Source organism: Veillonella criceti (assembly GCF_900460315.1).
Lineage (GTDB): Bacteria > Bacillota > Negativicutes > Veillonellales > Veillonellaceae > Veillonella_A > Veillonella_A criceti.
Map to the genome: position 1 here is coordinate 645619 of NZ_UHIO01000001.1, position 16871 is coordinate 662489.

A 16871-nucleotide genomic window follows, 5' to 3' on the forward strand; every position below is an offset into this window, starting at 1 on the left:
GAACTCGAGTTCTTTACTTATATTATTGACTAGGCTTGTTTCATAGCTACCAATAACTGGCGCAATTCTTCTACTTGGCTCTGTAAGTCAGAGATCTTAGCATCACTTTGTGCTTTTACATCTGCTAACTTAACCTCATATTCTTTGCTTGTTTGTGCTTTGATATGTTCAGCCAACGTTTCAGCGCCATCACCAGAACCAATACGGAACGTAGCTCCCATATTCGCCATAGTTTTACCACCTTCGCCATAAGATAGACCCAAAGTATATTGTTGATCACTATTTGGCGTATATGCATAACCAAGAGCTACCGCTTGTTTATTTTCATACACACCAACACCAGCCATAATTTGACCTTTTTCACCACCAATGTAAGGAAGTGGGTTAAGAGCCGCGAGAGCTGCTGTCATAGAACCTACATTATTACTGTGGTTTTTAGCATCACTACGAACACTTTCTAACTGCCCCATATTAGCCGCATCACTAGCTAAGACACCATTGCCAACATTTTGAATGCGATTACCATGAGCATCAATTACAGCTTCTACAGTATTGCCATTAGTATCTTTAGTGGCAGGCGTTACAGTTAATGTTCCTGGTACATTAATCCCATTTTTGAAATCAACCGGTTCGCCATCTTTGCCACCTAAACCATCTTTGTTAATAGTTACATAGATATTACCTTCTTTATCTTGTAAACTAATACCATTAGCATCTACCGTTGTTTTATTACCCTCTTTGTCGGTAATTTCAATACCTTCCGGTTTCATAGAGGATGTATTCCCATTAGCATCAGCTAATGTACTGTCTTTTGGCGTAAGCGTATTGCTATTCCCCTTATCATCGATAAGAGTTAAACCATTGCCACTATAATTTGCACTATTGCCATTATCCCCCTTAATAGTCAAGCCATCTTTACTATCCAGTGAAACTTTATCACCTAATTTTAAGCTACCATCACTCGTAAGATCAATATTCTTAGCTAGTTTAACTTCTAAACCAGCCGTACCATCTGCAACAACACCAATATTTTTGTTGGTCAAATTATCAGTATCTGACACACCACCTGTAAGGGTAAGTTTTGTGCTTAATGGTCTATGTACAATATCACCTGTATCACCACCAAAATCAAGGCCTGCTTGTGCTACAACTTGTAAATCTTGTACTGTTGTAATCTTATTAAGAGCTGAACCAGTAGTACCTAATAAACCACTAGTACCATCAGCACCACCAATAATAGCTTTTGCATAATTAGAGCCACGATTTTCTGAAGCATCAGAATCTTTATCTACTTTAGCTAAACCTAACCCACTGGAGCCAGCATTGGAAGATAAAGATGTATTTCCTTCAGCCGTGCTATCTGCCGGTTTAGCGCCGTCATTGACCTTGCCATCGGTTACATCTGATGGATTATAGTATTTACCATCAACTTCAGTCAACTGCATACCATCAGCTGCCATTGGATTGCCCTTAGCATCCACTTTGTACACTTTATCATCAACAGCTATGACTTTATTACCTTTTTCATCAACTGTTTCCATACCACCAGCAGCACTGAACTTTCTTTCTAGTTCTTTGAACTGATTATAGTTAACCGCATCACCAGATTTTTCAGCAGCACCTACATTTTGAAGTCGATTGCCACCATTATCAAGGCCTTCTTTAGTTAAGGACACATTAGCTTTACCATCTTCTTTCGGAGTAATTGTCATACCACTACCATTGACAGTAGTTGTATTGCCATCTGTATCAGTAGCTACAACAGCACCATTTGTAGTAATGCCATCAGCATTTACAACTGTTTCTTTGTCGCCATTTTTAGACGTTACCCCTTCAGCCGTTAGGCTAGACTTTTTATCTCCATCTTTAGCTGTCAATCCGCTAGATGTTACCGATACCTCTTTTCCATCAGCCCCTTTAGTTGTAAGAGCGTCAGCAGTCAAAGTATTACTATTGCCAGCAGCGTCAATAAGTTCATTCTTTGTAGCTGTGGATGTATTGGTATTACCATTCTGATCTTTAATTTCAGACTGTGTGGCAGTAGTGCTGTTAGAATTACCTGCTTTGTCAGTCACAGTAACCCCTTTAGCATCGATAACATTGGTATTATTATCTTTATCGGTTAATGTAGCGCCTGCTGCGTTGGTTACAGTTATGTTACCTGCTTTGTCAGTTAAGTTTGTTCCTTCTGGACCATATACTGCTTTGTTACCCTCTTTTTCAACAGAAAGACCTTTGTCAGGCGTTAAGCTTACATCTTTGCCAAGACTTAAACTACCATCAGCACCAAGGTCAATGTTCTTAGCTAGTTTTACAATTAAACCATCAGTTTCATTTGCTACTACACCAATATTGTTATCAGTCAAATCCTCAGCTTTCGCTATACCACCTTTAATAGCCAACGTATCGCTAAGTGGACGATGTACAGTTACATTTTCAGTATCTCCAACAAAGTTTAGGCCAGCTTGTGCTACCACTTGTAAATCGCCAATTGTGGCAACTTTACCTAAATCTTTACCAGATGCTTGCAATAAGCCCCCTGATTTAGTACCATCGGCGCCAATCTTACCGCCAACAAGTACATTAGCACCATTTTCACCATCATTAGCAATAGCGTTAGCATCATCACTCACCTGAAGGCCTAAGCCACTATTTGGTGTATTGGTGGCTGCAGAAATTGGAGTTTTGGATGTATCAATTGGCGTCACTTCATTACCTGCTTTATCAACTGCTTTCCCATCTTTAATCTCTGTGCCAACTGGATAATATTGACCATCAGATAATTTCACCACTTCATTGCCTTCGCCATCAACCAATTTAGCAGGAGAACTTGTGCCCATATCAGCTACTTTATCTTTTAACTCTTTATATTGGTCAAAGTTAACTACATCGCCAGATTCTGTACCTGCCGCCACATTTTTAAGCTTATTTCCACCATTATCAAGGCCATCTTTAGTTAACGATACATTGCCTTTGCCATCTTCTTTTGGAGTAATTGTCATACCACTACCATTGACAGTAGTTGTATTGCCATCTGTATCAGTAACTACAACAGCACCATTTGTAGTAATGCCATCAGCATTTACAACTGTTTCTTTGTCGCCATTTTTAGACGTTACCCCTTCAGCTGTTAGGCTAGACTTTTTATCTCCATCTTTAGCTATCAATCCGCTAGATGTTACCGATACCTCTTTTCCATCAGCCCCTTTAGTTGTAAGAGCGTCAGCAGTCAAAGTATTACTATTGCCAGCAGCGTCAGTAAGTTCATTCTTTGTAGCTGTGGATGTATTAGTATTACCATTCTGATCTTTAATTTCAGACTGCGTGGCAGTAGTACTGTTAGAATTACCTGCTTTGTCAGTTAAGTTTGTTCCTTCTGGACCATATACTGCTTTGTTACCCTCTTTTTCAACCGAAAGACCTTTGTCAGGCGTTAAGCTTACATCTTTGCCAAGACTTAAACTACCATCAGCACCAAGGTCAATGTTCTTAGCTAGTTTTACAGTTAAACCATCGATTTCATTTGCTACTACACCAATATTGTTATCAGTCAAATCCTCAGCTTTCGCTATACCACCTTTAATAGCCAACGTATCACTAAGTGGACGATGTACAGTTACATTTTCAGTATCTCCAACAAAGTTTAGACCTGCTTGCGCTACAGCTTGTAAATCTCCAAGGGTAGCTAATTTACCAAGTTCATTACCAGATGCCTGTAAAAGTCCACCAGATTTAGTACCATCTTCACCAATCATACCACCAACTAATGTATTAGCACCATTTTCACCACCATTAGCAATAGCTGGTGTAGACTCATTCAGTTGAATACCGAGTCCACTATTTGGTGTATTTGTTGCAGCCGAAATTGGATGTTTAGATGTATCAATTGGCTGTACTTCAGCACCATTATTATCAACGGTTTTGCCATCTTTAACTTCTGTACCCGCTGGGTAATATTGGTCGCCAATTTTAACAACTTCATTACCTGCATTATCCACTAACTTAGACGGGGAATTAGTGCCCATATCAGCTACTTTATCTTTTAACTCTTTATATTGGTCAAAGTTAACTACATCGCCAGATTCTGTACCTGCCGCCACATTTTTAAGTTTATTGCCACCATTATCAAGGCCATCTTTAGTTAACGATACATTACCTTTGCCATCTTCTTTCGGAGTAATTGTCATACCACTACCATTGATAGTAGTTGTATTGCCATCTGTATCAGTAGCTACAACAGCACCATTTGTAGTAATGCCATCAGCATTTACAACTGTTTCTTTGTCGCCATTTTTAGACGTTACCCCTTCAGCTGTTAAGCTAGACTTTTTATCTCCATCTTTAGCTGTCAATCCGCTAGATGTTACCGATGCCTCTTTTCCATTTTCACCAATTAGTTTATTTTCAGTTGCTGTGGAGGTATTACTATTGCCAGCAGCGTCAATAAGTTCATTCTTTGTAGCTGTGGATGTATTGGTATTACCATTCTGATCTTTAATTTCAGACTGTGTGGCAGTAGTACTGTTAGAATTACCTGCTCCATCAGTCACAGTAACCCCTTTAGCATCGATAACATTGATATTATTATCTTTATCGGTTAATGTAGCGCCTGCTGCGTTGGTTACAGTTGTGTTACCTGCTTTATCAGTTAAGTTTGTTCCTTCTGGACCATATACTGCTTTGTTACCCTCTTTTTCAACCGAAAGACCTTTGTCAGGCGTTAAGCTTACATCTTTGCCAAGACTTAAACTACCATCAGCACCAAGGTCAATGTTCTTAGCTAGTTTTACAGTTAAACCATCGATTTCATTTGCTACTACACCAATATTATTATCAGTCAAATCCTCAGCTTTCGCTATACCACCTTTAATAGCCAAGGTATCGCTAAGTGGACGATGTACAGTTACATTTTCAGTATCTCCAACAAAGTTTAGGCCAGCTTGTGCTACCACTTGTAAATCGCCAATTGTGGCAACTTTACCTAAATCTTTACCAGATGCTTGCAATAAGCCCCCTGATTTAGTACCATCGGCGCCAACCATACCACCAACTAATGTATTAGCACCATTTTCACCATCATTAGCAATAGCTGGTGTAGACTCATTCAGTTGAATACTGAGTCCACTATTTGGTGTATTCGTGGCTGCAGAAATTGGAGTTTTGGATGTATCGACTGGCGTCACTTCATTACCTGCTTTATCAACTGCTTTCCCATCTTTAAGCTCTGTGCCAACTGGATAATATTGACCATCAGATAATTTCACCACTTCATTGCCTTCGCCATCAACCAATTTAGCAGGAGAACTTGTGCCCATATCAGCTACTTTATTTTCTAAAGATTTTAACTGTGAATAATTAACTGCGTCAGTATCATTTTCACCGGCTTTTAAACCAGTAATAGCATCACCTTTCATATCCATACCGGTAGCCGATAAAACAGCTCCATCAGTAATTGTTACTTGTGCTGTAGAAATGCCATTTGTATCAACTGTTGTACTGCCTGTTGTTACTTTAGCTGTGATAACTCCATTCGTGTCAAGGGATGTATTACCAGCGGTTACTTTATTAGTTGCTACCCCAGTATTATCAATAGTCGTAACCCCTGCTTTTACACTACCGGTATCCCCTAATTTGATATCTTTATTTAATTTAATTAACAAGCCGTCTTTAGTGTCATTGGTAATTACGCCAATATTGCCATCAGTTAAGGTAGCATCATTTGCTACGCCACCTTGAAGAGTTAATTTATTGCTCAACGCACGATGTACCTCTTCACCGCGATCACCAGCGAAATCTAAGCCAGCTTGTGCTACTGCTTGAAGATCTTTAATAGTGGCTACATTATTTAAATCTGTGCCATTTTTGCCTAATAAACCATCCTTACCATTAGCACCGCCCACTACCGTTTTAGCTTCCGTTGCACTAATAGCTGGTGTAGCACCATCGGCACCAGGTTTGCCATTGGCTACTGTGCCATCAATACCACTGGCTACATTGCCAATTTGACGGGCTGTATCATCACCTACAGTCACTTTAATATCTTCAGGTTTTACATCTTGCTTAATGGCAGGTTTGCCAGTTTCATCTACTGGATTACCATCTTTATCTAGCGTCGTTCCTTCTGGATAGAAGGTATCGCCAATTTTAACAACTTTATCACCATCCTTCGTTACATACGTAATAGAAGATCCATTAGCTGTATTTTCTAAATTATTAATCTGTTTTTTGAAAGAATCAGATAAGTCAACGGTAATAGCCTTGTTTGTTGCATCTACAGTAGTCATAATACGAGCATTATTATCAGCGCCCACAACATCAACTTTAGTATTATTTTTGTCTAAAGTAATTGGTGTAGAATTAGCGCCCGCACCAATTTGTAAAGATTGAATGGAGTTAGTCGCACTATTTTTTACTGTATTCCATTCATTTTTCACTGTGCCCAAGTCTTGCTGAACTGTCCCTAAATCAGTTTGGAGCGTTGTAACGGTAGAAGTTAAACCACCTACTTTAGAAGTTAAGTCAGTTACAGACGTCTGAATACTAGGCACTGCTGCAATACTGCTTTCAGCAGCCTCTGTTAAACCTACAGTAATAGAGTTACCAGATACAGCTGTAGACACACTCTTTAGACCTACAATATCTAAACGATTATTATCCTTTGTTAGCGCAACACCGCTTGCCTTATGATTAGTATCAGTGCCAACAGTAATTGTTTGAACGGCCGTATTTGCTACCTGCTTAGCTGCATCGGCAGTACCTTGAGCTTTATCTGCTGCACTTTGAGCCTGTCCTGCCGCAGTACTGGCTGTGTTAGCAGTACTTTGAGCCTTATCTGCTGCACTTTGAGCCTGTCCTGCTGCGGTACTAGCTGTGTTAGCAGTACTTTGAGCCTTATCTGCAGCTCCTTGCGCGGTACTTGCTACTGTACTAGCTGCATCAGCTGTATTCTTAGCCGTATTTGCGATGCTATTAGCCGCTGTGGCAGTGCTATTCGCTTTATCTGCTACAGTTTTTGCATCACTAGCCGTACTATTTGCCTGTGTCGCTATATTATTAGCTCGTTCTGCTGTAGTTTTTGCTTCACTCGCTGTACTATTAGCCTGTGTCGCGGTGCTATTCGCTTTATCGGCTACAGATTTTGCATCGCTAGCCGTACTATTAGCCTTTTCTGCCGTAGACTTTGCTGCCTTGGCCACATCTAATGCCTCTTGCGCCTTTGTATTATTAGCGGTTAATGCAGTGCCTGTAGAATTAGCTGTGCTTAAAGCAGTACTTGCGGCAGTACTTATACTAGCCACAGAGCTCAATGCTGTTTTAGCTGTATTAGATAAATCAAATACTACCTGATTTCCAGCAATACTCGTAACAATGTCTTTATTATCATTGGCGCCAACAAAATCAGCACGAAAATTCGTTTTATTTAATTTAAATCCACCTGTTTTACCATCTTTATTAGCTCCAACAGTGAATTCCTGTACGGCCCCTGCCGCATTACTTACAGCTGTACTAATATTATTCATCGTCGTATTAAGCCCAGATACAGCAGACGATACAGTCCCCATTGTAGTGGATAAACTACCTACTGTACTGTCAATGCGGGTCACCGCTGTACTAATACTTGGTACTGCTTTAATAGCGCTCTCAGCGGAGGAAGTTAAACCAATATTAATTGCATTCGTTCCCGATACAGCAGTAGTTACACTGCCTACACCTACAAGATTTAATCGATTATTAGTATTATTCAATGCTACCGTACCGGAATTAGGAGAAGTACCAACATTGATTGTTTGAACGGCTGTATTTGCTTTTGTTAATGCCGTGTTTGCATTTGTATTAGCTGTGTTAGCCGTTTGCAACGCTGTATTTGCATTAGAGCTAGCTGTATTAGCGGCTTGTTTTGCATCGCTCGCATCCTTCTTAGCTACATTAGCATTGGTAGCCGCTGTATCAGCCGTTGTCTTAGCTTGTGCAGCTGTGTTGCTTGCTGTGGCCGCAACTGTTGAAGCTGCCTCCGCTTTACTGGTTGCCCCTGCCGCCGCGGTACTTGCTGCTTCAGCTGTAATCTTCACATTAGCCGCTGCCGTACTGGCTGCATTAGCTATAGTCTGTGCAGTGCTGGCATTTGTAACTGCCGTATTAGCCGTGCGCTGAGCTGTTGCTGCATCAGTTTTTGCTTGATTTGCTACTGCGGCAGTACTCGTTAAATTAGTTTTAATTGTTGGCACATCAGCAATAGCCGTCTTCGCCGTTTGTGACAAATCCACTGTATACGCAATAGTACCATTAGTATTCGTTGTGTCATTAACGGCAAGAGTTAAATTATTGCTACCTACAGCCACATTAGTTTTAGTGATATTATTAGCTACTGCATACAACTGAGATCCATTAATGGCATCCGTACTCGTCGCCGATACTGCACCAGGTGCCACATTAATAATCTGACGTTGTACTGTATTATTCCCTACAGATACAACGGCTCCTGGTTTAGATGTAATAGAGCCCGCAAAACTATAGGTAGTCCCTTTAATTGCCACATTACTTACTTGCACCGCATCTTTCGTTGTATGAGACGCCGTCCCTAAAGCAACAGAGCCCACTTTATCTGCTGTGGCTCCCATGCCGAGTGCCGTTGCGACATTTTTAGAAGCTTGACTTAATGCCCCTAAAGCTACCGCACCATGGCCAGATCCAATGGAACGCACACCTACAAAAACAGCACCATCTCCATTACCATAAGTAGGATTAGCATTATAATTCGTATAGTTTCCTTTGCCTGCTATCCAATTGTTATAACCGAATTGATTATAATCCGTGGCACCCGCAAAGGTATCTAAATCATCGCCACCAATACCGATAGTGCCATAACCACCTACACGTACATTACCGCCTATGGCAATACTTTGATTACCAGCAGCACGAGTGAAGTTAGTATTCAAAGTTGCATCAGATCCACCAATAGCAATGGCTTGATTCGCCGATGCCTTCGCATTATCACCTAAAGCCACTGCTTGCGTGCCTTTAGCCTCTGCACTTGAACCATGTGTAGTTGCCGCCTGTACAGGGTGCTCCGTTCCTACGCTCCCTAACACAGCCATAAGAGCTAAACTTACACCTAATTTGACCATATTATTATTTTTACTTGCACTACTCTTCGTGTGCCCCTTAGCAAATTCAGACGCTACCACATAGCAATGTTTAGTACGACTCCACACAATCTTATAAATCTTATTCAAAATTTACACCTCCCTATGCCAATATACAATCTAACTTTTCTCTCCGTAGTATTACAGTAAAAACCCTTAGACTATACCCTAATCGCCTCTCACTAAATTCTCTAGCCCTAACTCTCTCACAACGTCATTTTATACTTATACAAATGGCCTCATTATTGTGAAGACTTATTTTAAAGTCTACCCATAAACTACGCATAGACTACTAATAATTTTTAACGATAGTCGATTAAAGTGATTACGCATTATTTACTTACCTATATAATGCAGACCACTATTATCCCCTATTGAAGTAAATAAAAAACTACTTGAATATTTCTCAAGTATACGCCTATGTACAGATCCTATTCCTCATTTTCTATTCAATAAGTAAACATCATCTTTATTATTAGTTAATCATTTACTCATCAATTTTATCACAAAAATTTAATAATATGCAAATATCAAAATTATATTTTATATCATATAAAATAAGCTTTTAAAGCAAAAACAAAATACCTATATTATTTTTTATTTTAAATAAACTAAATAATATAAAATTTTATGTTTAATTTATATCATATTAATTCTAAATATAACTAATATTTATCCACCACTTTCTTACATAAAAAAATCAATATTTCTTCATTTTCACTATATATACCAATGATAATAAACCTTTATTTTCAAAATCAGCATATCTATCTTTAAGAATAATTATCCTTAAACCTATCTTTACTTCTACAACACACCGAAAATCTCTATTCTTTTTTCATAAGTTGTACTATTAATAAACAACCAATTAAAAATACCCCTTAATGTAGGAGCTATTTGCTTCTAACATCAAGGGGTATTACTGAGTGTCCAAAATCAGTAATCGCCTGCTAAACTTAGATACTATATTCAGTTATATATCATAAACAACAAATTACTATTTCCTATCTATCGCTCATTACATAACTCGTGCAAATTTTCAACGCTTCTACCACATTAGCCAACTGTAGTTTTTTCTGTTTATTATAATGACTACATATATATTAACAACTTTATTAATTAAAATGTCATTTCCAAACCTAGCTGATAGTTACGCCCCGGCATTGTCCACCAATCACGAGCACTACCATAGGAAACATTTGACATTTCAGCATAATAAACATCAAAGATATTATTTACTCGTCCAAAGATTGTAATTTCATCAGTAATTCGATAGTTAGCACTAACATTAGTAATCCAATACGTATTCTTAGGGAAAAAATCGCCTTTGTCAACACTCACTGAACGACCTGGACGATCAATTACACCACGCACATCTAAATGAGCATCCCATTTAGATGCATTATAATCTAAACTAAAATTAACAGCATGCTTTGGTACATAACCATCAAGATTGGCACTTCTAGCACTTGTTGCATCTACATGAGTATATGTATAAGCTGCTTTAGCAGATAAATGCGATGTAATTTGTTTATATAAGTCCATACTCAAACCATAAGAATCTTCTTTATCAAAATTTTCATAAATATTATTCAAAGACTTTGTATCATAGCCAATTTTATCTTTAGCATGTCGTACAAAGAAATTCATATTTCCTAGCAATGTATCATCAAATTGATGATGAACACCAAAGTCTATTTCATACCCTGTTTCGGGTTTAAGATTCTTATTACCACCATAAAGACCATATAACTGATAAGCAGTTGGTGCTAAGAAATATTCATTATAAGACACATATACGTTAGTCTTATCATTAACATCATAAGCCAATGAAATATGTGGCGAAGTATTCGTCCCAAAGGCTGAATGATGATCTACACGAAACCCTGGTATTAACGTCCACTTAGACGCAAACTGCCATTCATCTTGCACGTAATAAGACGAGTTAGTTAACTTCACTCCATTTTGACTATCTACTTTATCTTGGTGCCAGTCAAAACCACCAACAATAGTATGTGCACCAAGAGTATATGTAACTTGATCACCAATAGCTTTCGTATGTATTTCAGTATCATAATCACCATACATAGCATCTTTAGCACTTATATCATAATGATTATTTAACACATATAGTTGATGACTTAAACGGTCATTAATTGTACTTTTCCAAATACCACGAAAAGAATCATTAGCCTCGGAATTATGGCGAATGTGAAATAGTGAAGCATTCGAATCCGCATATTTTACGCCAGCTCTATACGAGTCATATGAAAACATGACATTATTCTTACTATCAACATTTCCACCAACCATAAAAGACGCTGTATGCCCATCCAAACGCTGTGGAATTGTAAGACCATGGGCATCTTTATAACTACCCATTAAATCTTTCTGATAAGATGCACGCCAATATAGATCGCCTTCTTTCCCCTCATTAATTACTTTATATTGTTCTTGGTCATAACTACCACCAATAGTTCGTACTGTTGTACGCATGCCTTCATCAGGTACTCTGGTAATCATGTTTATAACACCACCAATTGCACCTGAACCATATAAGGTAGATGCGGCCCCTCGTACAACCTCTACTCTATCAATCCCATCCATATTTCTCATCATAGTTAGCGGTGGATTAACGCCTGTCGCATTCATAGTAATGCCATCTACCATAAAAAGCACATTATTACTGCCATTCATTCGTAGAGTATTAGAATAACCAGCACCTGAACCATAACTATCAAATTGCACACCTGGTACAATACGAAGAGCATCTCCTAAATTATCTTGATGGCGTTCTTGTAAATCTTCCCCTTGCAAAATTGTCACACTAGCTGGTACTTTATTAATGTTTTTCTCTGTGCGTGTTGCTGTTACAACTACATCAGGCAAAACATATACTTCCTCATTATCCCCTTCAGCCCATACAGTTTGACGCCCCAGTGTCGTTCCTACCAAGACTAATGTTACATATACAATTATTGCTTTTTTATTTTTTACTGATTGTTTCATCTAAAAACCTCCTAACACAGCACACTACACTATTTTTTATAGCCATACACATCTATAGCCATCATTTCAACAGCATTGACCATAAACTGTGAGTAACTCATAATCCATCGCGCATCAATAACATACACGCGTTTATTTTGCACCGCTTTAATAGTTTGCAACGCAGGATCCCTATATATATTTTCTACCTCAATTTCTTTATACTGATCAAAACTATATACATTTGACGGCACAATAATTATATCAGGATTAATCCTTAATAAGTCTTCTCGTTTACCACTTTCGCTTACATCTAGCCCCAGCATAGCAGCCGCATTAGACGCATTAATAATTTGACAAATAGTATCAAACGTACTGCCGAGTCCTCCTGTTAAACCTAATATACTATAAAAAGCAACCACTTTCTTCTCTGAAACGCCCTTTGTAAAAGATTGCACCTTCGTTAGCCGTTGCTCCATATCAGCTACCATAGCTGCCCCTTTTGCCTGTTCATGCAATATGGAGGCTAATTCTTGAATTGTTACTTTAATCTCTGATACAGTATGAGGCGCTTTATATACATAAACAGGTATTTTTAATGCCCGTAACATCGTTATCATTTCCGAATCAGACCAATCAGGGACAATCAATAAATCAGGCTGTAATGCCATAATCGATTCGGCATTAAGCTTAATACGGTATTTAATTTGTTGCGACGCTTCAGGAAAATTATTGGGCAAATTACCAATGGCTAAAACTCGTTCATGCCCAATTAAAGAAATAACTAAATCTTCGGTACTAACCCCAACAGGAATAATCCGCGAAGGTCTATCAGGAATAGCTACCATAACACCAGTAGAATCACGGACTAAATGCATCCCCTCTACCAGCTTGGTTTCATCAAATGACTTGCAACCTACAATAGAAAATAATACTAATACTCCGAGTAATAAAGCACAGAAACGGTTATATGTTGTCATAATTAGTCCGCCTCAATGCTATAGAAATATTTTTAGGTAATGGTTTTTCAGTGCGATACTGTTCTATGGTTGTTACATCCTTAGGAAACACAAAAATACGTTGTTGTTTAAAATAAGGATCTTCATAAACTGCCGCAGCTAACTGAAAAGCCTCTTTCAAATGACCTGCCGTTAACACATCTCGCGGAGTGCCATCAGCTAGTAACCGACCTTCTGAAAAAAGTAACAGACGGGTACAAAATTTTGCTGCTAATTCCAAATCATGAACAACAATACAAATTCCTTTTCCCTGTTCACAATAGAATTTTCCTTGGCGAAAAATTTCATCAGCATATACTAAATCGAGTGCTGCTGTCGGTTCATCTAACAATAATAAGTCTGTATCTTGTGCCAATGCTTTAGCAAGAAATACGCGCTGTCGCTCACCGCCACTTAATTCATTAATAGTGCGATGGCGAAGCGACCAAATCCCCACGTCTTTCATGACTTGATCTACAATAGCTTTGTCATGCGATGTTTCATTTTGCCACCATTTCAAATACGGATACCGAGCGGTTAATACTATCTCTTTAGCTGTATAACCGAAATTTAAGCTAATATTTTGTTGCATATAAGACACTTGCCGCGCAATCTGTTTATCTGTTAACTGCTTTATATTATGGCCATTTAAAATAACCTCACCAGACTGTATCGGAGAGAGCCCCCGTAAAGACTTTAAAAATGTCGTTTTACCAGACCCATTGGGCCCAATAATACCTACGAATTCTCCACTTCGAATGGTAGCAGATACATTATGTAATATAACTTGCCCACTTAAGGATACACTCATTTGGTGTACTGCTAACTCCATCTAAATGCCTCCTTTTTGACGAACACGACGCAATAAATATAAAAAATATGGAGCCCCTAAAAGGGCTGTCATAATGCCTACCCTAATTTCACTTGGTGCCGCTACTATACGTCCTAATGTATCACAAAGCACAAGGAATACAGCCCCTGCCAGCGCTGATGTTGGTAATAAAATTCGATGATCTGGCCCCACTAAAATGCGCACGATATGAGGAACAATAAGTCCTACAAACCCAATAGCGCCACTCACACAAACAGCTACAGCTGTAATAAAAGAGGCAAGAAATAAAAAGAGTACTCGATATAACATAACAGGAGCACCCAGGGCCTTAGCTTCTATTTCACCAAGAACTAGCACATTTAATTGACGTCCTAGCATCATTAAAATAGAACTACACACTACAAAGGGACCTACTGCTAGCAAGACATGCTCCCATCGTCTAAAATCAAGACCACCTACCATCCAAAACAAAAATTCTCGCAAACGATATTCATTCATCAGTGTTAACATACCAGAAGTAAAAGCCCCCAATAACATACTAACAGCAACACCTGCCAATAATAACGTAGCCGTTTCTACACGCCCCCCTTGCATAGTCAATATAATAGTTATCGCCACAGCTAAAAAAGCCCCTATAAAGGCAAATAAAGGCATATAAAACATACCTAGCGATGTTAACCCCAATGAAATAGCAATAACCGCACCTAACGAAGCCCCCGCCGAAACGCCCATAATACCAGGGTCTGCTAACGAATTTGAAAAAATGCCTTGCATAACAGCCCCAGCTAAAGCCAACGATGCACCAACCATAAGACCTATCAATACCCTCGGCATTCGAATATACCACAGTACCGCTTCTTGTTCTGGTTCTAATGGTGTAATGATTTCTATTGGTAACCCCATCCCCTGAGCCAAGCTCTCTAGTCCACCCACAATCGGAACTTTAATGGTCCCTACGTGTAAAGCAGCAAGTACTACTATAATCAATACGCTTATTAAGGCCAAAATACTAACAATTTGTTTTCTTCTTCTCATACATTGTTTCCCATTCTCTTATTTTCATTTTCTCACCTATATTCACATCTACAGGTATTACCTTAATTGAAACTCTACATTCAAACTTGTCCTAGTACTCACAGCTTCCGCACCTCGTCTAGCCGGTTCAAACCGCCAAGTACTTACTGTATCTAAAGCAGCTTGATCTAGTATTTCACTGCCTGATGAATCAACTACCCATACAGATTCTACATTTCCATCTACTCCAATAGTTAAGCCTACACCCACACTACCACGAACGCCTTGATTTCTAGCTGAGCGCGGGTATCGTGGTTTTGGTGTATAAATTGGCACCGGTCGATAAAAAGTCGCATCCACTACTTCGCCATTTTCATCGCCTTGAATGCCTGGTTGGTCACCCGTGCCAAAACCTGCGCTACCACCACGCCCATTACCTGACGTTTCACCACCAAAAGTACTTTCTAAACCAGCCCTATCATCGCCCTGTTGCTTAATATCCTGATGCTTAGTAATGATACTATCATCATTACTACTCGTTAAGGGATCCGAATATTCAGGCAAAGTAGTAATAGGTGCTATGGCTGGTAAATTGACCGTAAAATTACCACTACCATCACCGCCATCCCCGCCACTATCAGGTGAGCCTTTCGGTACTGGCCGTTTAATTTCTACATAGTCAACCTCAATATGATTCTCAGGCTCCTCAAATTTCGGTGTTTCAGGCCAAGGTAAAAAAGGAATTGATAGCAAAACTATGGCGTGAAAGACTAAGGAGGCTATCCAAGGTTTCGTCCACATATTTTGATAATTCATTACAATTGCTCCTATCTTTCCTCAGCAGCGATTGATACTTTTTGTATGCCTGACTTTTTCACTGTATCAATAACACTAACTACACGCCCATAATTTACACCAGCATCACCCCGAACAATAATAGCCAAACTAGGATTTTTACTAACCTCGGTTTCTAAACGGTGTCTTAATTGTCCCTCTGGCACTACTTCTTTTTCTAAATAAATTGTCCCATCTGATGCAACGGTAATAGGAAGCACTTCATCTAAACTGACTTTAGACGTAGCTGCTTGTGGCAATTGAATAGGTACACTTTTTTGAACAACCATAGTAAGCATACTCATCATAAAAAAGACAAGTAAAAAGAAAATAATATCGATCATAGGGATAATCATTAATTTGGGTTGATGATCTATTTTCATGGATTTAAGCTTCATAGCGATTACCTGCATTCGTATTAATTACATAGATTGACGTTACATATTCTATATCAGCAATCAACACATTGACACGTTGTGCTAAATAGGTATGAATCACTAATGCTAAAATAGCCACTAACAAACCTGTAGCAGTAGCAATTAAAGCTTCACCTACACCGCCAGTAATAGCAAACGGTTCACCTGACTCAATAGATAACACACTAAAGGAGCCAATCATTCCAACTACGGTACCTAATAAGCCCAATAAAGGGGATAGAGTAACAATCGTTTCCAAATAATTTAAATATTTTTTCAACTGAAATACTTCATGCATAGCAATACTTTCAGCTACATCATTAGCATTTAAATCCTCCGTCCGTTCATCAATTGCCTCTTTAATAATCTTACCAGCTACACCACCAGCTTCCTCACAGATAACTTTAGCTTCTTCTAATCGATTATGTCGTAATAATTCAGGTAAACGCTCTTTTAACAATTCAATGTTTGCAACAGCTCCTTTATAACATAAATACCGATTAACCCCAATAGCGACTGCAATAATAGATGCCAGTAAAATGGGGTACATAACTAAACCGCCCTTGTGAAATAATGCTAATAAATCCACGACTATAATCCCTCCAGCCTAAAGGTAAAAATAAAAAAGACACATCTACGAAGATGT

Annotated in this window: 8 protein-coding genes; all 8 read right to left on the reverse strand. The window is 38.8% G+C overall.

What is annotated here, in order from left to right; genetic code table 11:
* Positions 1-29: 29 nt before the first annotated feature.
* Complete coding sequence (locus tag DYE54_RS02960) at positions 30-9233, reverse strand: ESPR-type extended signal peptide-containing protein (RefSeq protein ID WP_115309840.1); 9204 nt, start codon at positions 9231-9233, stop codon at positions 30-32.
* Between the two features lie 1029 nt (positions 9234-10262).
* Positions 10263-12152, reverse strand: coding sequence for a TonB-dependent receptor plug domain-containing protein (locus DYE54_RS02965; protein ID WP_115309841.1), 1890 nt, complete (start codon positions 12150-12152; stop codon positions 10263-10265).
* Positions 12153-12181: 29 nt separating this feature from the next.
* A complete protein-coding gene (locus tag DYE54_RS02970; protein WP_115309842.1) occupies positions 12182-13111 on the reverse strand; it encodes an ABC transporter substrate-binding protein in 930 nt (309 codons plus the stop codon).
* Positions 13098-13961 carry an ABC transporter ATP-binding protein gene (locus tag DYE54_RS02975; RefSeq protein WP_115309843.1) on the reverse strand — a complete coding sequence of 288 codons (864 nt, stop codon included), beginning with the start codon at positions 13959-13961 and terminating at the stop codon, positions 13098-13100. The genes DYE54_RS02970 and DYE54_RS02975 overlap by 14 nt, the downstream gene beginning before the upstream one ends.
* Entirely contained in the window at positions 13962-14996 is a 1035-nt protein-coding gene (locus DYE54_RS02980) for a FecCD family ABC transporter permease (RefSeq protein ID WP_115309844.1), read from the reverse strand.
* Between the two features lie 57 nt (positions 14997-15053).
* A complete protein-coding gene (locus DYE54_RS02985; protein WP_115309845.1) occupies positions 15054-15791 on the reverse strand; it encodes an energy transducer TonB in 738 nt (245 codons plus the stop codon).
* A gap of 11 nt (positions 15792-15802) precedes the next feature.
* A complete protein-coding gene (locus DYE54_RS02990) occupies positions 15803-16207 on the reverse strand; it encodes an ExbD/TolR family protein (protein WP_115309846.1) in 405 nt (134 codons plus the stop codon).
* A complete protein-coding gene (locus tag DYE54_RS02995; protein ID WP_115309847.1) occupies positions 16197-16814 on the reverse strand; it encodes a MotA/TolQ/ExbB proton channel family protein in 618 nt (205 codons plus the stop codon). Before DYE54_RS02995 ends, DYE54_RS02990 begins: the two co-directional genes overlap by 11 nt.
* Between the last annotated feature and the right edge of the window lie 57 nt (positions 16815-16871).